Genomic DNA, 19,080 nt, shown 5'->3' with positions numbered 1-19,080 from the left:
CAACCCTAATCCCAGCACCCCACGGAGGCGAATAACATGCGCGACGAACTGTTCTCAGGCCATTTGAAGCACCTGATCGCGAAATTCCAGGACCGCAGCGCCGTCATCGGCATCGTCGGACTCGGCTATGTCGGCCTGCCGCTCACCTTGCGCTATTCGGCGGTCGGCTTCAAGGTGCTGGGGATCGACATCGACGGCGCCAAGGTCGCCAGGCTCAATGAGGGCGCCAGCTACATCGAGCACATCCCGGCAAGCCAGATTGCCAGGGCCCGCGAGAGCGGCTTCGAGGCAACCACCGACTTCACCCGGGTGGCCGAGGCCGACGCGCTGATCATCTGCGTGCCGACCCCGCTCAACGCCTACCGCGAGCCGGACCTGTCGTTCGTGCTCGGCACCACCGACGCGCTGCTGCCGCACATGCGCCAGGGCCAGCTGATGTCGCTCGAAAGCACCACTTACCCCGGCACCACCGAGGAAGAGCTGCGTCCGCGCCTCGAGTCGCGCGGCTTCGTCGTCGGCGAGGACGTGTTCCTGGTGTTCTCGCCCGAGCGCGAAGACCCCGGCAATCCGCGCTTCGAAACCCGCACCATTCCCAAGGTGTGCGGCGGCAGCACCCCGAACTGCCTGCAGGCCGGGCTTGCGCTGTACGGGCCGGCGATCGACAAGGTGGTGCCGGTCAGCTCGACCCGCGCGGCCGAACTGACCAAGCTGCTCGAGAACATCCACCGCGCCGTCAACATCGGCCTGGTCAACGAGATGAAGGTGATCGCCGACAAGATGGACATCGACATCCACGAGGTGATCCGCGCCGCCGCCACCAAGCCGTTCGGCTTCACCGCCTACTATCCGGGCCCGGGCCTGGGCGGGCACTGCATCCCGATCGACCCGTTCTACCTCACCTGGAAAGCGCGCCAGTTCGGCCTGCACACCCGCTTCATCGAGCTGGCCGGCGAAATCAACAGCGACATGCCGCACTGGGTGATCGGCAAGCTGACCGACGCGCTCAACGCGCGCTCGCGCTCGGTCAAGGGCAGCCGCGTGCTGGTGCTGGGGATCGCCTACAAGAGGGACGTCGAGGACATGCGCGAGTCGCCCTCGGTCGAGCTGATGGAGATCCTGCGCGACAAGGGCGCCATCGTCGACTACTCCGATCCGCACGTGCCGCACTTCCCGCGCATGCGCGAGCACCAGTTCGACCTGTCGAGCGTCGCGCTGACGGCCGACACGGTGGCCGCCTACGACGTGGTGCTGCTGGCCACCGCCCACAGCGGCTTCGACTACGAACTGATCCAGCAGCACGCCCAGCTGATCGTCGACACGCGCGGCGTGTACCTCGACCGCCTGTCCAACGTTGTCAAAGCCTGAGGAACCACCATGCGCAACTTCGCTCCCGCCATACTCGACCGCAAGATCCGCTTCGCCCTCGTCGGGTGCGGCCGGATCGCCGCCAACCACTTCGGCGCCATCCGCCAGCACCAGGACCGCTGCGAGCTGGTCGGCGTGTGCGACATCGACCGCAGCCGGCTCGAGGAAGCGGCTGGCAACACCGGCGCCACGCCCTACGCCACCCTGACCGAGATGCTGGCCAAGTGCGACGCCGACGCCTTCATCATCACCACCCCGTCCGGCCTGCACCCGGAACAGGCGGTGCAGATCGCCCGCGCCGGGCGCCACGTGATCACCGAAAAGCCGATGGCCACGCGCTGGGAAGACGGCAAGCGCATGGTCGCCGCCTGCGACGCGGCCGGGGTGCGCATGTTCGTGGTCAAGCAGAACCGCCGCAACGCCACCTTGCAACTGCTGAAAAGCGCGGTCGAGAAGAAGCGCTTCGGCCGCATCTACATGGTCAACCTGAACGTGTTCTGGACCCGGCCCGACGAGTACTACAACAGCGCCAAGTGGCGCGGCACCTGGGAGTACGACGGCGGCGCCTTCATGAACCAGGCCAGCCACTACGTCGACCTGATCGACTGGCTGATCGGCCCGGTGGAAAGCCTGCAGGCCTACACCGCCACGCTGGCGCGCGACATCGAAGTGGAAGACACCGGCGTGCTGTCGATCCGCTGGCGCAACGGCGCGCTCGGCTCGATGAACGTGACGATGCTGACCTACCCGCGCAACCTGGAAGGCTCGATCACCATCCTCGGCGAAAAGGGCACGGTGAAAATCGGCGGGGTGGCCGTCAACGAAGTGCAGCAGTGGGAATTCGCCACCCCGCACGACGACGACGCCAAGGTGGCCGACGCCAGCTACCAGACCACCTCGGTGTACGGCTTCGGCCATCCGCTGTACTACGACAACGTCATCAAGGTGCTGCGCGGCGAGGCCGAGCCGGAGACCGACGGCCGCGAGGGACTCAAGTCGCTCGAAGTGCTGGTGGCGGCCTACAAGTCCGCCCGCGACGGCAAGCGCGTGGCGCTGCCGCTGGAGTGCTGATCATGGAGCCGGTCATCCATCCCAGCGCCATCGTCGACCCCGGCGCCGTCCTCGGCGACGACACCCGGGTCTGGCATTTCGCCCACGTGTGCAGCGGTGCGCGCATCGGCGCCGGTTGTTCGCTGGGCCAGAACGTGTTTGTCGGTAATGACGTCGTTATTGGCAATAACGTCAAGGTGCAGAACAACGTCTCGGTGTACGACGCCGTGGTGCTGGAGGACGACGTGTTCTGCGGCCCCAGCATGGTGTTTACCAACGTCTACAACCCGCGTTCGGCGGTGACGCGCAAGGACGAGTACCGGCCCACGCGCGTCAAGCGCGGCGCCACCCTGGGCGCCAACTGCACCATCGTGTGCGGCGTGACGGTCGGCCAGCACGCTTTCGTGGCGGCCGGCGCCGTAGTCACCCGCGACGTGCCCGACTTCGCCCTGATGGCCGGCGTGCCGGCGCGCCGCATTGGATGGATCAGCCGCTTCGGCGAGCGCCTGGCGATGGACGAAGGCGGCTGGGCGCGCTGCCCGCACACCGGCGAACTGTATTTCCTGCAAGACGGCGTGTGCCAGCTGCACCATGAGCGCACGCCGCTGACCCCGACTGCCTGAGCCAAGGACCATCATGGAATTCATCGACCTCAAAGCGCAATACCACGCCTCGCGTGAGCTGATCAACGAACGCATCCAGACCGTGCTCGACCACGGCCAGTACATCATGGGCCCCGAAGTGGGCGAGCTGGAAACCCGGCTGGCCCACTACACCGGCGCGCGCCACTGCATCACGGTCGCCTCCGGCACCGAGGCGCTGGTGATCGCGCTGATGGCGCTGGGCATCGGGCCAGGCGACGAAGTGATCACCACCCCGTTCACCTTCATCGCCACCGCCGAAGCGATCGTGCTGCTGGGCGCGAAGCCGGTATTCGCCGACATCGACGCGGCCACCTGCAACATCGACCCGTCGCTGATCGAAGCGCTGGTCACGCCGCGCACCCGCGCCATCATGCCGGTGTCGCTGTTCGGCCAGCCGGCCGACATGGAGGCCATCAACGCCATCGCCAGCCGCCACGGGCTGGCGGTGGTCGAGGACGCGGCCCAGAGCTTCGGCGCGACCTACCACGGCAAGAAGAGCTGCAACCTGTCCACCATCGGCTGCACCAGCTTTTTCCCCAGCAAGCCGCTCGGCTGCTACGGCGACGGCGGCGCCATCTTCACCAGCGACGACGAACTGGCGCAGGCCATGCGCGAGATCCGCGTGCATGGCCAGTCGCGCCGCTACGTCCACACCCGCATCGGCGTCGGCGGCCGGATGGACACGCTGCAATGCGCCATCGTGCTGGCCAAACTCGAACGCTTCGAATGGGAACTGCACCAGCGCGCGAAGCTGGCCGCGCGCTACGACGCGCTGCTGTCGGGGCGCATCGGCCGGGTCGGCCGCGGCGCCGAGCGCACCAGCGTGTACGCCCAGTACACGGTGGTGGTGGCCGAGCGCGAGCGCCTGCAGGCCCACCTGCACGCGGCCGAGATCCCGACCGCGGTGCACTACCCGGTGCCGGTGCACCGCCAGCCGGCCTACGCCCACCTGTCCGATCCCGACTGCTGCCCGGTCGCCGTGGAGATGTCCGCCAGCGTCATGAGCCTGCCGATGGGCCCCTATCTGTCGGCCGCCAGCGCCGACCGGGTCGCCCTGACCTTGCTGGACGCCGCCGGCGTGCCCCTGCCGGGCAGCGGCGAACTGGCGTATTCGACATGCTGACCAACGCCGATGCGCCGCGCCGGCCGGCCCGCGGTGCGCTACAACGCCTTCATGGAGTCATTGCTATGCTAGACAAATTATCGCTGCTGGCCTCCAGGCTCAACACGCTGGCCCAGCTGCCGGTGGCCCGGCTGGAATTCAGGCGCGAGCTGAACCCGGAGCACGTCGCCAGCGTCCATCGCTACTTCACCAAGCCGCATCCGAAGTACAAGGTCATCCAGAACAAATCCGTGGGCGCGGCGCTGCTCGACCTGCGCAGGTTCGCCAGCCGCGAGGAATACCTCAACAGCATCCAGGGCAAAAACTCGGCCGGATTTCACGCCAAAAAGGCAAAGTCGAAAGGCTACCGCCTGGTCGAAATCGACCGCAACGATTACATCGACGACATCCATGCGATCAACATATCGGTCGAGACGCGCCAGGGACGGCCGATGGATGCGGCCTATCTGCAGAAAATCACCCACTTCGACGACGAAAAGAACTTCAAGTATTTCGGGGTGCTCAATGCGGAAGGCCGGCTGACGGGCTACGGCGACTTGGGATTCTATGGCAATTTCGCCGCCTTCAACCGGGTCATCGGCGTGCGGAACAATCACGGCATGATGCACATGATGATTACCGAAATCGTCTGCCAGGCCATCGAGGCGAGGACCTGCAACTACATCATGTACGACACCTGCTTCGGCGCCAGTCCGGGACTGCTGCAATTCAAGGAGATGCTCGGATTTCAACCCTATCGCGCGAAGTATTCCATCCAATGAAGACCTTGCTGCACCGCTTTTACAGCGACTACGCGATGCCCTCGCGACTGGCCGCCTACGAGGACTTCCTCCGCGCCGCCCGGGACGCGGGATATGCGCAGCTATCGGTGCGCCAGTACCAGGCCGCCCTTCGCCGCGGCCTCGACGGCGCCGGCAAATTCGTCGTGCACCGGCACGATATCGACACCGACCTGCGCACCACGCGAAAACTGTTCGAGATCGAAAGGAAGCACAAGATCCACTCGAGCTTCTACTTCCGCCTCTCGACGCTGGACTTCGACCTGATGCGCGAGATTGAAGCGTACGGCAGCGAAGCGGCCTATCACTACGAAGAAGTGGCCACCTTCGCCAAGAAGCACCGGATCAGGAGCGCCTCGGCCATCCGCGGCCGGCTGGCGGAAGTCCGCGACGATTTCCACGCCAATTTCCGCCGCATCGAACAGCGCCTGGGCAAGAAGATCAGCACCGTCGCCGGCCACGGCGACTTCGCGAATCGCCGGCTCAAAATGAATAACACCGAAATCCTCGATGACCGCCAGTTGCGCGACCGCTGCGGCATCGAGTGCGAGGCCTACGACCGCGCCCTGCTCGACAATGTGGACATCTACATCGCGGATCGTCCGGCGCCGCAGTACTACCACCCCTGTCCGCCGCTCGAGGCCATCCGCACCCATCGCAGGATTTGCCTGGTGACCCATCCGCGCCAGTTCGAAACGAACTGGGTGGAGAACACCAAGGACAACCTGTTCCGCTTTTACGAGGGCCTGGCATGGTAGCCAGGCTCGCCCCATCGCAAGCAACCGGAAAGCTGGCATGAAACCCAAGAAAATACTCACCGTGATAGGCGCGCGTCCCCAGTTCATCAAGGCCAGCGCCGTGTCGGCAATCCTCGAACAGTCCGACGAACTGCACGAAGTGGTGGTCCACACCGGCCAGCATTTCGACGCCAACATGTCCGATGTCTTTTTCTCCGAACTGGGCATGCGCCCGCCCGCCTACCAGTGCGCGGTGCACGGCGGCGGCCATGGCGAAATGACGGGGCGCATGCTGATCGAAATCGAAAAGGTGCTGTTGGCGGAAAAGCCGGACGCGGTGCTGGTCTATGGCGATACGAACTCGACGCTGGCCGGCTCGCTGGCCGCGATCAAGCTGCATATCCCGGTCGCCCATGTGGAAGCAGGCCTGCGTTCGCTGAACATGGCGTCGCCGGAAGAGGTCAACCGCATTTGCACGGACCGCGTGTCGCGCTGGCTGTTCACGCCGACCGAGGGCGCCTGCACGCACCTGCGGCGCGAGGGCGTCGCCGCCGACCACATCCACCTGGTCGGCGATGTGATGTTCGACGTGGCGCTGCATCATGGCGCGCGGGTGGACGAAAGCGGCGGCCTGCTGGGCCAGCTGCGCGCGCGCCACGACGTCCGCCCTGGCGGCTACTGCCTGGCGACCATCCATCGCGCGGAGAACACCGATCATCCGGCGCGGCTGGCGACGATCGTCGAGGCGCTGATCGCCTTTTCGAAGGATATCCCGGTCGTCCTGCCCCTGCACCCGCGCACCCGCGCCGTGCTGGCGCGCGAGGGCAAGCTGCAGGTGCTGGAGCAAGCCGTGCTGCTGCTCGACCCGCTCGGCTACCTCGATATGGTGCAGCTGGAAAAACACGCGGCGCTGATCGCCACCGACTCCGGCGGCGTCCAGAAGGAAGCCTTCTTCTACCGCGTGCCGTGCGTGACCTTGCGCGATGAAACCGAATGGAGCGAACTGGTCGAGTCCGGCTGGAACCGGCTCACTCCGCCGGTCTCCAGCGCGTCGGTATTGCAGTCGCTGCGCGCCAGCCTGGGCAGCGCCGGCGCGGATGTCTCACCCTACGGCAAGGGCGACGCGGCGCGCCGCATCGTGCGCCAGCTCGCGGCCGACCTGGCCTGACGGTTGATCCGATCAGCGTTCCCAGTTGCGCGTCCAGCGGTACGTATGGTCGTGCCCGGAGAGATAAAGGGCCGCGTCGATCAGGCGCTGGTTCAGCGGAAATGGCGTGAGCGCCCAGATCGCGATCAGCGCCAGCAGAGCGGCAGCAACGCCCCAGCGGCCGGTCCGCGGGGCGGGCATGGCCGCCGCGACGCGAATGAAGCCAAGGCTCACCGCGCAACCGAGCAGGATGCTGCCGCTGACTTCTGACGCCGTGTGAAATTTAAAACGTACCAGCAATGCCGCCAGGCCGACGCTGGCCGCTATCCCGGCCAGCACCGCCGCGGCGCGCCAGCGCGGCGCCGCGCCTTGCGTCACAACAAAAAAAAAACCGGTATCACGGCCGCCGCGCGAAACGCGTGTCCGCTCAGCGCCTGAAATGCGATCGTCGGAATCGCCGTGTTCCAGCCGAGGAAAGCAATCTTCGACAAGGCCACGATGCCCAGCCCGGCGGCGAACATCGCACACCAGCACAGCGCGAGCTTCCACGCCTGCCCGGCGATCAGCCAGGCCGCGATCGCGCCGGCCAGCGGCAGCATGACGGACGCATGGCCAACATCGATGATGGTCATCCAGGGCAAGGCAGCGACTCCTGCGGCGAAGGCTGTTTCGCCTCCGCCATCGACAGCACTTCCCCGATGGCCTGGCAGGTGCGCTCCAGATCCGCCTCCGTCAAGGTCGGATGCACCAGGAACATCAGGCTCGTTTCGCCCAGCTCGCGCGCCACTTTCAGGCGGTTCTTCGGACGATAGCCGGTGTTGTCGAAGGCCTTCTCCAGGTACACCTCCGAGCAGGTGCCGTGCAGGCATGGCGCCCCGCGCGCGCAAATTTCTTCCACGATCCGGTCGCGCGTCCAGCCCTGCGCCAGGCGTTCAGGGTCGACGAACACGTAGAACTTGTAGAACGCCGGCTCGACACCGGCCGGAACCGGCGGCACCCGCACCACCGCATGCTGGCGGCAGACCGCCGCGATCCGCTCCGCGTTGGCCTTGCGCTGCGCCGTCCACAAGGCCATGTGCTTCAGCTGAATGCGCCCGATGACCGCCTGCATCTCGAGCATGCGCCAGTTGGTGCCGAAGGACTCATGGACCCAGCGGTATCCGGGCGGATGCGCCTGCGCGTAGACCGCGTCCCAGCACTTGCCATGGTCCTTGAACGACCACATCAGCTGCCACCACTGGCGGCAACTGGTGGTTACCATGCCGCCTTCGCCGCCGGTGGTCATGATCTTGTCCTGGCAAAACGACCAGGCGCCGATGTGCCCGATACTGCCGACCATGCGGCCCTTGTAGCGCGCGCCGTGGGCCTGGGCGCAATCCTCGATCACGAAAATCCCGTGCGCTTCGGCCAGCGCCATGATCGGATCCATGTCACAAGGCAGACCGGCCAGGTGCACGCAGATGATGGCCCGGGTGCGCGGCGTGAGCACGGCCCGGATGGTCTCGGCGGTGATGTTCTGGCTGTCCCGGTCCACGTCGGCGAACACGGGAATGGCGCCGGCGTTGACGATGCAGCTGGCCGAGGCCAGGAAGGTGCGCGGCGTAACGATCACCTCGTCGCCGGCCCGGATGCCGAGCGCCTTCAGTGCCACGTCCAGGGCCAGTGTGCCGTTCGACAGCGCCACGGCGAATTGCGTTCCGGTCCAGTCCGCGAATTCCTTTTCAAATTCGCGGCACTCGGTTCCGGTCCAGTAATTGACCCGGTTCGACAAAATGACGTTCTGGACGGCCGTCGCTTCCTCCGCGGAGAAACTGGGCCAACTGCCAACCTGGGTATCCATGGCGACCTCACCTGAAAAGAGTTTGTGCGATGTACTTGAAATCACCCAGCAAGGAATAATTAAGAAAATATTCCTTGTTGATCCTGACCTTGTCGGGCCAGATGACGCTGTCGTTGTAGAGCCGCGGGTCCTCCGCGATCGACAACAGGTATTCTTCGTTCCGGTATTTGATCGAGGCGGGACCGGTAATCCCCGGCCGCATCAGCAGGATGATGCGGTCGTTGCCTGTCAGCTGATCGGCGTAACTGGGCACGTCGGGCCGCGGGCCGACAAAGCTCATGCTGCCCATAAAAACATTGAATAGCTGGGGCAACTCGTCGAGCTTGTACTTGCGAAAAAAAGCGCCGGAACGCGTGATGACCGCCGCGTTGTGGGCCGCGATAGGGCTGCGCCGCGCGTCGCCGGCGTGCATGGTCTTGATCTTGATGACGCGGAAGATCTGGCCATGGCGGCCGACCCGCGGATGGACGAAGAAGCCGTTGCCGCGCGTCTCGATCGCGGCGATGATCCAGCAGGCCAATATCAGCGGGGCGAAGACGATGATCCCGGCCGCCGAAAAGCAGAGATCGAAAGCGCGCTTGAGGAAGATGTCGGTTTTTGACATGGCAAGATCCGGCATCGACATTAGTGGCACGCCGCCAGGAATCGCTCGGCCAGCACGGTGTAGGTCAGGTTTTCCAGCACAAACGCCTTGCCGCGCCGCCCCATTGCCGCGCGCTCATCCTGATGCAAGCCCAACAAGGTCCGTATGCCTTGCGCGGCCGCGGGCGGATTCTCGGGCGCGACCGTCAGCCCGCACGCCGCCTCCCCCACCGGGTCGTTGCCGGCATCGACGGCGTGGAGCACGGGCCGCGCCGCCATCATGTAATCCATCAGCTTGTTGGGCGCGATGCCGAATCGATACAGCGAGTGCTGGCGCCAGCCGATATACGCCACATCGAACCACTGCAGCAGCGCCGGCACCTGCGCCTTGACGACCGGATCGATGAAGTGGATGTTGCTCAAGCGTTCGCTGTGCGCCCACTGCTGCAAGCCGGCCTTCTCCGGCCCGCCGCCAACCAGCACGAAGGCGACCTGCTCGCCGCGCATCAGTTTTGCGGCGTCGACAAAGGTGTGCAAGGCGTTCGAAATGCCGTGCGTGCCGGCGTAGCCGACAATCGACAGCCCCTGGCCGCGCAGCTTGGCGAGCGTGTCCTCGGCATGCGCATGCAAGGCCGGCCCGTCGTCCATCCACTCGCCGGGGTCGATGCCGTTTGGAACGACATGCAATTTATGCGGCGCCATGCCGCGCGACTCCGCGTGCGTTTGCACCTTGGGCAGCATCGAGACGACGCTATCGGCGTTGCGATAGGCGAAGCCTTCGGCCGCCTGCGCCATCATGATGAAGGGGTGCCGGCGCGACATGCCACCCAGCTCGATCGGCGTGAGCGGCCACAGGTCGTGGATCTCGAACACCAGCCGCGCGCCGGCCAGCCGGGCGATCCGGTGCGCGGGCCAGATGTCCATTGGGTAGGTACTCGAGGCGATCACGACATCGGGCTTGAACCCGGCGGCCAGCCGCTTGCTCTCGCGATACAGGCGGGCGATGAAGGCGCCCATGTTGCGCACGCGGCCGATGCCGTTGCCGCTGTATCCGGGCGCGGCGAACCAGGTGTAGCGGATGCCGTCGATGGTTTCATCGAGGCGCGACTGCCCCATCAGCTCGGGCTGGCGGGCCCGAAGATGGGTATGCGCGGAGGCGACGATGTGGACCTCGTGCCCCAGCCGCGTCCACTCCCGCGCCAGGTAATACGGCCGGAATTCCATGCCGTGGCGCGGCGAGCCGGCGTAGTGATTGATATAGAGAATGCGCATGTGTCGGACCGTTGCCGCCGTGCGCGAGGGAATCGACGACCCCATCAAACGCGCAAGATTGCGGCGTAGAACTCGGTTAACTTTATTGCCTGGACCGACCAGTTATATTGATCCAGCACTGCCTTCCTGCCGTTTTCGCCCATGCGTTTCGCGATGTCCGGGTTTAGTACGAGATAATCTATCGCGCCGGCAATTGCTTTCGGATCGAGCGGATCGACGCACACACCGCAGTCGTTGCGCTCGATGATGTCGCGCCAGAGCGGGAAATCCGACGCGATCACCGGGATGCCCGACGACATGTATTCGAACATCTTGTTCGGCTGCGAATCGAGGTGATTGGGCATGGGCAGGAAGGTGACCAGCCCCGCGACCGAGCGCTGCATCACGTCGCGCACGCCGCCACGGTCGAGGAAGCCGAGTTCGTTCACCCGTCCCCAGCCCTCGTACGTCTTCACTTCCGCTTCCAGCTCCGGCTCGGAAAACGCGCCGACCAGGTTCAGGCGCGCGCCCGATTGCAGCAGGCCGCTCGCGCGGATCACTTCGCGGATGCCGCGAATCGCCGCGATCCCGCCCACGTAGCACACTTCCTTGCGCTTTTCCGTCCACGGGATGGCCGCGTCGAGTTCTCCAACCATGGGGAAATTGTTGACGTCGTCCGTCCTGCCATTAATCTTCTGAAATTTGTCGCGGATCGACGGCGTGGCCGCGATGATGCCGTCGAACTGCCTGCAGGCATATTGCTCGAACAGCGAGAACGCGCCGGAGAGCGCGCGTTGCGAGACCCGGCCCAGATACGGTTTGCTCAGCAGCTGCTTGGGCACGTCCTCGTGCGAATCGAAGATGACCTTCTTGCCGCGGCGCTTGAGCGCCATGCCGACCGGGATCAGTTCCGGGTCGTGCAGATGGTAGAGCGCCGCGTCCTGGGCGACGGCTTCGCTGAACACGCGCCGCGTGGTCACCAGCATACGGTCGAGCCGGCCGCGCGGGCGTCCGACGTCGACGAACTTGACCGCCTCCCGGCAGCCGTCGCCGGCGTCGTCGGCCACCACCAGCGTGACGTCGTAACCGGCCGCGGCCAGGGTGCGGCATTGCTTGAGGAAGATCCGGGTGTCGTGGCGCGGATGGGCCGACGTCAGGTGCGCGATCCTATTCATGTCCGGTCCCATGGCGATGCTTCACCTGCGCGCGGCGGCAGCGGTTCATGCCGGCGCCGCGGCGGCGGGCAGGAGCATTTTTTGCAGCACCGGCGCCAGCGACTGGGCCAGCACCCGGTGTCCAGCGGGGGTGAAGTGGATGTCCTTTTCCCAGCGAAAGCGGCGGCGTTCGGCCTTCGGGTAGCGCAGGAAATCCGGCAGCGGGTCGTGCAGCGTGCAACCGAGTTCGCCCGCCAGTTCGGCGAACCTGGCCTGGTAGCCGGACGAGTCGCATACCTCGTCTATGTGCTGCGGCAAGGGCAAGGGCATCAGGATCACCGGGCGGTCGAGGGCGCGTATCCACTGCGTGAGGATGGCGCGCATCAGGCGCCATCCGGCCGAGTCGGGCGAATCGTAATCGGGCACCGGCTGGTAATGCGTCAGGCGCTGCATCGCGTCCTTGACGCCGGCCGCCGCCGCCACCTTGCGCAGCAGCTGGAAGCGTCCGCCCGAATCGACCGCGGCCTGCTCCTCCGGCGGCATGTCCTCCAGTTCGAGCGGCTCGGCGCGCGGCGGAACATGGTGCAGCTGCAGCTCGCCGCGCTCGAAGGTGTAATACGGCTTCGCGTAAATGCGGTAGCGTCCGCTCGCATCTCGGTGGGGACGGTAGCGCGCCGTCACGCGGCGCACATTTTCGACGAACACGGCGATCACCACGACATCGTGCTCGATGTTGCGGGCAAACTCGCGCCAGGCCAGGTATTGCTGATCGGTGCCGGTGGACGAGATCCCGTAGTTGTAGACCTCCGCCCCCAGCTTCGTCTCGAGCAGGTCGGTGTAGCGTTCGTGGTTCGGGACCGCATCGCCGGCCGTGAAGGAATCGCCGAACACCAGCACGCGCGGCTTGCTGGGCGCCCGCGCAGGAACGAAGGCGCGGTCCGAGCGAAAGCCGGTGTCGTTGACCTGCACAAGGTAGCCGCCATTTTCATGCGGTATGCGCGCGCGCAGGTTGGGGATGAACCGGTAGCCGATAATCGGGTGGTATTCGTAAATTTGCCGCATGCGTCACCTCGGATGGGAAAAATCGATCGCGTGGCAGGAGCAACTGCCTCCGCTTTGAAACAAGCAAATGCAATTTTGCGAGAGATTGCAAGACGCGCATTTGTCAGGGATCAGCTTTCGTGCCATCCGTTCGCTACGCATACTGGTCCGGTCATTTGCGCAGTTTCAATGCGAGCGCTTGCCCAATTGATAAGGTGGGCAGTTCGCACCCGAGGAGTCGCCATGCGCAAGCACATTCCCAAACTGACATTCCAGGCTCATAGTCAGTCCGGCGACGACTGCTGGCATTCGGTGCTGATTGCCGTGCTGCGCGGCCTGGCCGCGATCGAGGTCGCGGCCGCACACTTGCGCGCCGAGGTCTATCCGGGCCTGCGCGAGGTGGCCGGCCCGCCGCTGTGGTTTCAGGGGCTCGCTTTCATCACCGGCTTCGCGCACCACGCGGTGCTGGTATTTTTCGTCATCAGCGGCTGGCTGGTCGGCGGCAGCCTGCTCGACAAGTTTCGCCAGCCCGCGGCGATCGCCGGCTACGCGATCGACCGCGTGACGCGCCTGTGGACCGTGCTGATTCCAACTTTCGTGCTCACGCTCTTGTTGGGCGTGGGCACAGGCGTCGTCAGCGCCAGCCGCATCGATTTTTCTCCCTCTAACAGTTACTCCGCCCTCGCCTTCGCCGGCAACCTGTTCGGCCTGCAGACCGTCTCGGTGCCCGTGTTCGGCGACAACTTGGCGCTGTGGAGCCTGGCCAACGAAACCTGGTACTACCTGATGTTCCCCTTGCTGGTCGCGGCGTTTTGGGCGCACCGCCTCGCCGCCCGTTTCGCATGCGGCGCCACGGTCATCGCGCTGGCGGGCCTGCTGCCCGGTCCGCTCGTCGGCTACTTCGCCGTATGGCTGCTCGGCGTGGCCTTTTCCCGCATCCGCATCGAGTGCGGCGCCGGCGTGCGCGCCTGCTGGCTGGTGCTGGCGGCCGCGTTGTGGGTGTATTACCGGTTGGCCTGGAACATGGATGCGTTCGATTTCGCCAACCTGGCGCCGGACCTGGTGTGCAGCGTGGTGTTCCTGGTCTTTATGTCGAGCCTGCAGTTCCAGGCCTCGGCCAGCTCGACGCTGCGGCGCCCGCTGGCGAAGATCGGCGGCTTCTTTGCAGACTTCTCGTTCAGCCTGTACGTGCTGCACCTTCCCCTGATCGGCCTGCTGCAGCAATGGCTCTGGACCGCCCTGGGCCTGCGCACCCTGTCGCCGCACCAGCCGCTGCACCTGGCAATCTACCTCGGCATGCTGGCCACCCTGCTGGCGGCATCGTATCTGTCCTACCGCTTGTTTGAATCCCAGACTTACAGGCTGCGCCGCCTGGCCAAGCGCATTTTGCTGCAAGGCCGGGCGCGGACGGCGCCCCCATCGGCGGTGGGCGCCGATTGAGGAAACGCATCGCCCCCTCCTGCCCGGCGCCAATGAAAAAACCCCTTGGGCGATGACGCCCAAGGGGTTTCAAGAGACTGGCCCCGCTTTATCGCGGGACTGCGGCCTGCTTACTGTTTCTCGTAAGCGCCGATGTCGAACGCGCCGCTCGGACGGGCCAGCCAGTCCATGTCGGTGCTGAACAGGTTCATCGACAGCGCCTTGTTGATCATCGGGCTGCCCGCGTTCAGGTGGAAGTCGCCGGCGGCCGCATTGACGAACATCGGATTGCCGCTCACCGCATGACGCTCGTTGGTGGTCGAGACCGCGAACTGGGCGGCGGTCATGTTCGAGCCTTTCCAGTTGATGTCGTTGGCGTTGCCCGAAAAGCCATTGTAGTCGCTGGTGAAATACGGCGCATAGGCCGAATCGACGCGGATGGCGGCGACCGTGCTGTTGACGATCAGGTTGTTCTTGACGACGTACGGTCCGGTGCTGGTGGTGCCGTAGTTGAAGTCCATGCCGTACTGCATGCCGTAGATCGTGTTGTTGTAGATCTGGGTGTCCTTGGCGTCGCCGATGATCAGGCCCCAGTGCTGGGTTGCGCTGGCCGAGCAGGGATTGCTCTTGCTCTGCGAGCACTTCAGCGTGCCGCCGATCATCACGTTGTTATAGACCTTGATGCCGCTCGAGGCGGGCGAATGATAGGCCTGGATCGCCGAGCCGGCGGCGCGGATGAAGCGGTTGTTGCGGATCGTGACGTTGGTGACGCCCGTGGCGATATAGATATGGTGATCCTGGGCGGTGTGGCTGCCGTTGTCGATCAGGGTGCTATTTTGAATCGTGATGTCGTCCACCGGGCCCACGCCGTTGTGCAGGTCGATGGTGCCGTTGCCGTACTGGTCGGCGAAGTGCTGCGCCGTGATGCCGTCGACGACGACGTGCGAGTTGTTCGAGAACACCAGGAAGTCGCCGTCGGTGCCGGTGTCGCCCCACTGGCCGTCAAAGACCGGAGTTTCGCCCGGATAGTTTCTGAACGTCACCGGCGCCGCGGCCGTGCCAGACGATTTCCAGATCAGGCCAGCTTGGCCATAGTAGGTGCCGCCACGGGCGCACAGGGTCTTGCCGGCAGTCAATTTAGCGCTGGCATACGCGACCGTCTTCCACGGCGAAGCGAGCGTACCCGCGCCGCTGTCGGAGCCGGTTGGCGCGATGTAGTAGGTGCAAGCCGCCGCTACCGCCGCGGTCGTTGTTGGGGAGCTGGCCGCCGGCTGAACGGGGGCAACAGGTGCGCTGGACGCGGGGGCGACCGGTGCGCTGGACGCGGGGGCAACAGGCGCGCTGGTCGCCGGGGCAACAGGTGCGCTGGTCGTATCGCTGGCGGCAGGTGCGCTGGTCGCGGGGGCGACAGGTGCGCTGGACGCGGGGGCGACAGGGGCGCTGGACGCGGGGGCAACAGGGGCGCTGGTCGTCTCGCTGGCCACAGGTGCGCTGGTCGCGGGGGCAACAGGGGCGCTGGTCGTCTCGCTGGCGACAGGCGCGCCGGACTGGTTCGCCGGGCTGGTCGACGAAACCGCAGCCGCCTGGGTTGGCTGGGCGGTGCCGGCGCTGGACGCGCCGCCGCCGCAAGCGGTCAACAGTACGGCAGCGCTGCAGCACAGCAAGGCGTGAACACGGCATTGCGAAGCGAAAGTGAAGCCTTTTTTCATCTGAAGTTTCCTGACATCATTTGCGTGAAGGAATGAGTTTGAGCCGTGGAAAGTTCCGAAGTTCAATTTTTTTGAGGAAAAATTTCTACGCCGTATTAAACGCGCAAGGACAATTTCTTAGTAGCAAGCAGCCGGAGTACGCGCCCGCGTGGGGAATGCGGTTGATTGGCGCTGCGGCAGAACGTGATCCCAAATGAAAAAACCCCTTGAGCGGTGGCGCTCAAGGGGTTTCGAAAGACCGATCCCGGGTTTATGCCGAGACCGCGGCCAGCTTACTGTTTCTCGTAAGCGCCGATGTCGAACGCGCCGCTCGGACGGGCCAGCCAGTCCTTGTCGGTGCTAAACATGGTCAGCGACAGTGCCTTGTTGATCATCGGGCTGCCGGCGTTCAGGTGGAAGTCACCGGCGGCCGCATTGACGAACAGCGGATTGGCACGCACCGCATGACGCTCGTTGGTGGTCGAAACGGCAAACTGGGTTGCGCTCATGTTCGAGCCCTTCCAGTTGATGTCGCTGGCGTTGCCCGAGAAGCCGTTGTAGTCGCTGGTGAAATATGGCGCATAAGCGGAAGCGACGCGGATGCCGGCCACCGTGCTGTTGACGATCAGGTTGTTCTTGACGACGTACGGTCCGGTGCTGGTGGTGCCGTAGTTGAAGTCCATGCCGTACTGCATGCCGTAGATCGTGTTGTTGTAGATCTGGGTGTCCTTGGCGTCGCCGATGATCAGGCCCCAGTGCTGGGTTGCGCTGGCCGAGCAAGGATTGCTCTTGCTCTGCGAGCATTTCAGCGTGCCGCCAATCATCACGTTGTTGTAAATCTTGATGCCGCTCGAGGCAGGCGAATGATAGGCCTGGATCGCCGAGCCGGCGGCGCGGATGAAGCGGTTGTTGCGGATCGTGACGTTGGTGACGCCCGTGGCGATATAGATATGGTGATCCTGGGCGGTGTGGCTGCCGTTGTCGATCAGGGTGCTGTTCTGGATCGTGATATCGTCCACCGGGCCCACGCCGTTATGCAGGTCGATGGTGCCGTTGCCGTACTGGTCAGCGAAGTGCTGCGCGGTGATGCCGTCGACGACGACGTGCGAGTTGTTCGAGAACACCAGGAAGTCGCCGTCGGTGCCGGTGTCGCCCCACTGGCCGTCGAAGACTGGCGTTTCGCCCGGATAGTTACGGAACGTCACCGGCGCCGCGGCCGTGCCCGACGATTTCCAGATCAGGCCAGCCTGGCCATAGTAGGTGCCGCCACGGGCGCACAGGGTCTTGCCCGCCGTCAATTTAGCGCTGGCGTACTTGACCGTCTTCCACGGCGACGCCAGGGTGCCGGCGCCGCTGTCGGAGCCGGTTGGCGCGATGTAGTAGGTGCAGGCAGCCGCTACCGCCGCGGCCGTTGTTGGGGCGCTGGCCACGCCCGACGTCGGCAGGACGGGGGTAACAGGTGCGCTGGTCGCGGGCGCAACAGGTGCACTGGTCGTCTGGCTTGGCGCCGGTGCGCTGGTTGCGGGGGCAACAGGTGCGCTGGTCGTCTCGCTGGCGACAGGTGCGCTCGTCGCGGGGGCAACAGGTGCGCTGGACTGTTTCTCGTAAGCGCCGATGTCGAACGCGCCGCTCGGACGGGCCAGCCAGTCCTTGTCGGTGGTAAACATGGTCAGCGACAGCGCCTTGTCGATCATCGGGCTGCCCGCGTTCAGGTGGAAGTCACCGGCGGCCGCATTAACGAACAGCGGATTGGCACGCACCGCATGACGCTCATTGGTGGTCGAAACGGCGAACTGGGCCGCGGTCATGTTCGACCCCTTCCAGTTGATGTCGCTCGCATTGCCCGAGAAGCCGTTGTAGTCGCTGGTGAAATACGGCGCATAGGCCGAAGCGACGCGGATGCCGGCCACCGTGCTGTTGACGATCAGGTTGTTCTTGACGACGTACGGTCCGGTGCTGGTGGTGCCGTAGTTGAAGTCCATGCCGTACTGCATGCCGTAGATCGTGTTGTTGTAGATCTGGGTGCTTTTGGCATCACCGATGATCAGGCCCCAGTGCTGGGTTGCGCTTGCCGAGCAAGGGTTGCTCTTGCTCTGCGAGCATTTCAGCGTGCCGCCGATCATCACGTTGTTGTAAATCTTGATGCCGCTCGAGGCAGGCGAGTGATAGGCCTGGATCGCCGAGCCGGCGGCGCGGATGAAGCGGTTGTTGCGGATCGTGACGTTTGTGACGCCGGTGGCGATATAGATATGGTGATCCTGGGCGGTGTGGCTGCCGTTGTCGATCAGGGTGCTGTTCTGGATGGTGATGTCGTCCACGGGGCCCACGCCGTTATGCAGGTCGATGGTGCCGTTGCCGTACTGGTCGGCGAAGTGCTGCGCGGTGATGCCATCGACGACGACGTGCGAGTTGTTCGAGAACACCAGGAAGTCGCCGTCGGTGCCGGTGTCGCCCCACTGGCCGTCGAAGACCGGGGTTTCGCCCGGATAGTTCCGGAACGTCACTGGCGCCGCGGCCGTGCCCGATGATTTCCAGATCAGGCCAGCCTGGCCATAGTACGTGCCGCCGCGCGCGCACAGGGTCTTGCCGGCAGTCAGTTTAGCGCTGGCGTACTTGACCGTCTTCCACGGTGAAGCCAGGGTGCCTGCGCCGCTGTCGGAGCCGGTCGGAGCGATGTAATAGGTGCAGGCAGCCGTCGCGGCCGAGCTGACCACGCCCGAGGTCGCCAGGAGCTTGTCGGCCGGCGCATCGGCGGCGGCAGGTGCGCCCGCATCGACGGCGACAGGAGCGCTGGTCGCTTCGACTGCTGCCGGTGCGCTGGACTGGTTGGCAGGGCTGGTCGACGAACCCGCAGCGGCCTGGGTTGGCTGCGCGGTGCCGGCGCCGGACGTGCCGCCGCCGCAGGCGGTCAACAGTACGGCGGCGCTGCAGCACAGCAAGGCGTGAACACGGCATTGCGAAGCGAAAGTAAAGCCTTTTTTCATCTGAAGATTCCTGACGTCATTTGTGTGAAGGAGTAGATTTGAGCGGTGGAAAGTGCCTAAGTTCAATTTTTTGGCGGAAAAATTTCTGCGCCGTATTAAATGCGCAAGGACAATTTCTTTTTTGCATGCCTTGAAAGGCGCGGCAGACGGCCAATCCGGCAAGAAAATGGGAGAGATAGGTGGCGCGACTGCAGCACGGCCCCTGGCAATGAAAAAAACCCCTTGGGCGGCGACGCCCAAGGGGTTTCAAGAGACCGATCTCGGTTATGCCGAGAC

At 64.8% G+C, this 19,080-nt stretch carries 17 protein-coding genes; 8 read left to right on the top strand and 9 right to left on the bottom strand.

What is annotated here, in order from left to right:
* Positions 1–36: 36 nt before the first annotated feature.
* The 7 genes from Q4S45_RS06030 (at position 37) to wecB (ending at position 6,866) form a co-directional block, all read left to right on the top strand.
* Complete coding sequence (locus Q4S45_RS06030) at positions 37–1,365, top strand: nucleotide sugar dehydrogenase (RefSeq protein ID WP_305510096.1); 1,329 nt, start codon at positions 37–39, stop codon at positions 1,363–1,365.
* 9 nt (positions 1,366–1,374) lie between these two features.
* The gene (locus Q4S45_RS06025) at positions 1,375–2,436 is read left to right on the top strand and encodes a Gfo/Idh/MocA family protein (RefSeq protein WP_305510094.1); all 1,062 of its coding nucleotides are present in this window, start codon (positions 1,375–1,377) and stop codon (positions 2,434–2,436) included.
* A 2-nt stretch (positions 2,437–2,438) separates the two neighbouring features.
* Positions 2,439–3,038 carry an acyltransferase gene (locus tag Q4S45_RS06020; protein ID WP_305510092.1) on the top strand — a complete coding sequence of 200 codons (600 nt, stop codon included), beginning with the start codon at positions 2,439–2,441 and terminating at the stop codon, positions 3,036–3,038.
* A gap of 13 nt (positions 3,039–3,051) precedes the next feature.
* Positions 3,052–4,182, top strand: coding sequence for a DegT/DnrJ/EryC1/StrS aminotransferase family protein (locus tag Q4S45_RS06015; protein ID WP_305510090.1), 1,131 nt, complete (start codon positions 3,052–3,054; stop codon positions 4,180–4,182).
* 65 nt (positions 4,183–4,247) lie between these two features.
* Positions 4,248–4,943, top strand: coding sequence for a hypothetical protein (locus Q4S45_RS06010; protein WP_305510088.1), 696 nt, complete (start codon positions 4,248–4,250; stop codon positions 4,941–4,943).
* A complete protein-coding gene (locus Q4S45_RS06005) occupies positions 4,940–5,719 on the top strand; it encodes a hypothetical protein (protein WP_305510086.1) in 780 nt (259 codons plus the stop codon). Before Q4S45_RS06010 ends, Q4S45_RS06005 begins: the two co-directional genes overlap by 4 nt.
* 37 nt (positions 5,720–5,756) lie before the next feature.
* Entirely contained in the window at positions 5,757–6,866 is a 1,110-nt protein-coding gene (gene wecB / locus Q4S45_RS06000) for a non-hydrolyzing UDP-N-acetylglucosamine 2-epimerase (protein ID WP_305510084.1), read from the top strand.
* A 12-nt stretch (positions 6,867–6,878) separates the two neighbouring features.
* Here the strand turns inward: wecB and Q4S45_RS05995 are convergent, their stop codons facing one another.
* Genes Q4S45_RS05995 through Q4S45_RS05965 form a run of 7 tightly spaced genes read right to left on the bottom strand, consistent with a single transcriptional unit; the run spans position 6,879 to position 12,734 of the window.
* A complete protein-coding gene (locus Q4S45_RS05995) occupies positions 6,879–7,223 on the bottom strand; it encodes a hypothetical protein (RefSeq protein WP_305510082.1) in 345 nt (114 codons plus the stop codon).
* The gene (locus tag Q4S45_RS05990; RefSeq protein ID WP_305510080.1) at positions 7,220–7,486 is read right to left on the bottom strand and encodes a hypothetical protein; all 267 of its coding nucleotides are present in this window, start codon (positions 7,484–7,486) and stop codon (positions 7,220–7,222) included. Before Q4S45_RS05990 ends, Q4S45_RS05995 begins: the two co-directional genes overlap by 4 nt.
* The gene (locus Q4S45_RS05985; protein ID WP_305510079.1) at positions 7,474–8,685 is read right to left on the bottom strand and encodes a DegT/DnrJ/EryC1/StrS aminotransferase family protein; all 1,212 of its coding nucleotides are present in this window, start codon (positions 8,683–8,685) and stop codon (positions 7,474–7,476) included. The genes Q4S45_RS05990 and Q4S45_RS05985 overlap by 13 nt, the downstream gene beginning before the upstream one ends.
* Positions 8,686–8,692: 7 nt before the next feature.
* Positions 8,693–9,310, bottom strand: a complete 618-nt coding sequence (locus tag Q4S45_RS05980; protein WP_305510077.1) for a sugar transferase — start codon at positions 9,308–9,310, stop codon at positions 8,693–8,695.
* Positions 9,310–10,539 carry a glycosyltransferase family 4 protein gene (locus Q4S45_RS05975; RefSeq protein ID WP_305510076.1) on the bottom strand — a complete coding sequence of 410 codons (1,230 nt, stop codon included), beginning with the start codon at positions 10,537–10,539 and terminating at the stop codon, positions 9,310–9,312. The genes Q4S45_RS05980 and Q4S45_RS05975 overlap by 1 nt, the downstream gene beginning before the upstream one ends.
* A gap of 44 nt (positions 10,540–10,583) precedes the next feature.
* Positions 10,584–11,693: a glycosyltransferase family 4 protein gene (locus tag Q4S45_RS05970; RefSeq protein WP_305510075.1), complete on the bottom strand. Its 1,110-nt coding sequence runs from the start codon at positions 11,691–11,693 to the stop codon at positions 10,584–10,586.
* Between the two features lie 45 nt (positions 11,694–11,738).
* Positions 11,739–12,734, bottom strand: coding sequence for an SGNH/GDSL hydrolase family protein (locus Q4S45_RS05965; protein WP_305510074.1), 996 nt, complete (start codon positions 12,732–12,734; stop codon positions 11,739–11,741).
* 222 nt (positions 12,735–12,956) lie between these two features.
* On the opposite strand from Q4S45_RS05965, the gene Q4S45_RS05960 reads away from it, so the two are divergent.
* The gene (locus tag Q4S45_RS05960) at positions 12,957–14,153 is read left to right on the top strand and encodes an acyltransferase (RefSeq protein WP_305510072.1); all 1,197 of its coding nucleotides are present in this window, start codon (positions 12,957–12,959) and stop codon (positions 14,151–14,153) included.
* Between the two features lie 110 nt (positions 14,154–14,263).
* Here Q4S45_RS05960 and Q4S45_RS05955 read toward each other — a convergent pair whose 3' ends face one another.
* Positions 14,264–15,841: a choice-of-anchor Q domain-containing protein gene (locus Q4S45_RS05955; protein ID WP_305510070.1), complete on the bottom strand. Its 1,578-nt coding sequence runs from the start codon at positions 15,839–15,841 to the stop codon at positions 14,264–14,266.
* A 272-nt stretch (positions 15,842–16,113) separates the two neighbouring features.
* A complete protein-coding gene (locus Q4S45_RS05950; protein ID WP_305510068.1) occupies positions 16,114–18,804 on the bottom strand; it encodes a choice-of-anchor Q domain-containing protein in 2,691 nt (896 codons plus the stop codon).
* Positions 18,805–19,080: the final 276 nt, after the last annotated feature.

The sequence above is a fragment of the Massilia sp. R2A-15 genome (genome assembly GCF_030704305.1).
Taxonomy (GTDB): domain Bacteria; phylum Pseudomonadota; class Gammaproteobacteria; order Burkholderiales; family Burkholderiaceae_D; genus JAFCUW01.
The sequence above is the reverse complement of the archived record's forward strand: the minus strand, read 5'-3'. Positions and strand labels throughout refer to the sequence as shown.

Excerpts from the sequence above, each read along its gene's own strand:
- Q4S45_RS06030 (WP_305510096.1), top strand. The coding sequence starts at position 37 with ATGCGCGACGAACTGTTCTCAGGCCATTTGAAGCACCTGATCGCGAAA.
- Q4S45_RS06025 (WP_305510094.1), top strand. The coding sequence starts at position 1,375 with ATGCGCAACTTCGCTCCCGCCATACTCGACCGCAAGATCCGCTTCGCC.
- Q4S45_RS06020 (WP_305510092.1), top strand. The coding sequence starts at position 2,439 with ATGGAGCCGGTCATCCATCCCAGCGCCATCGTCGACCCCGGCGCCGTC.
- Q4S45_RS06015 (WP_305510090.1), top strand. The coding sequence starts at position 3,052 with ATGGAATTCATCGACCTCAAAGCGCAATACCACGCCTCGCGTGAGCTG.
- Q4S45_RS06010 (WP_305510088.1), top strand. The coding sequence starts at position 4,248 with ATGCTAGACAAATTATCGCTGCTGGCCTCCAGGCTCAACACGCTGGCC.
- Q4S45_RS06005 (WP_305510086.1), top strand. The coding sequence starts at position 4,940 with ATGAAGACCTTGCTGCACCGCTTTTACAGCGACTACGCGATGCCCTCG.
- wecB (WP_305510084.1), top strand. The coding sequence starts at position 5,757 with ATGAAACCCAAGAAAATACTCACCGTGATAGGCGCGCGTCCCCAGTTC.
- Q4S45_RS05985 (WP_305510079.1), bottom strand. The coding sequence starts at position 8,685 with ATGGATACCCAGGTTGGCAGTTGGCCCAGTTTCTCCGCGGAGGAAGCG.
- Q4S45_RS05980 (WP_305510077.1), bottom strand. The coding sequence starts at position 9,310 with ATGTCGATGCCGGATCTTGCCATGTCAAAAACCGACATCTTCCTCAAG.
- Q4S45_RS05975 (WP_305510076.1), bottom strand. The coding sequence starts at position 10,539 with ATGCGCATTCTCTATATCAATCACTACGCCGGCTCGCCGCGCCACGGC.
- Q4S45_RS05970 (WP_305510075.1), bottom strand. The coding sequence starts at position 11,693 with ATGAATAGGATCGCGCACCTGACGTCGGCCCATCCGCGCCACGACACC.
- Q4S45_RS05965 (WP_305510074.1), bottom strand. The coding sequence starts at position 12,734 with ATGCGGCAAATTTACGAATACCACCCGATTATCGGCTACCGGTTCATC.
- Q4S45_RS05960 (WP_305510072.1), top strand. The coding sequence starts at position 12,957 with ATGCGCAAGCACATTCCCAAACTGACATTCCAGGCTCATAGTCAGTCC.
- Q4S45_RS05955 (WP_305510070.1), bottom strand. The coding sequence starts at position 15,841 with ATGAAAAAAGGCTTCACTTTCGCTTCGCAATGCCGTGTTCACGCCTTG.
- Q4S45_RS05950 (WP_305510068.1), bottom strand. The coding sequence starts at position 18,804 with ATGAAAAAAGGCTTTACTTTCGCTTCGCAATGCCGTGTTCACGCCTTG.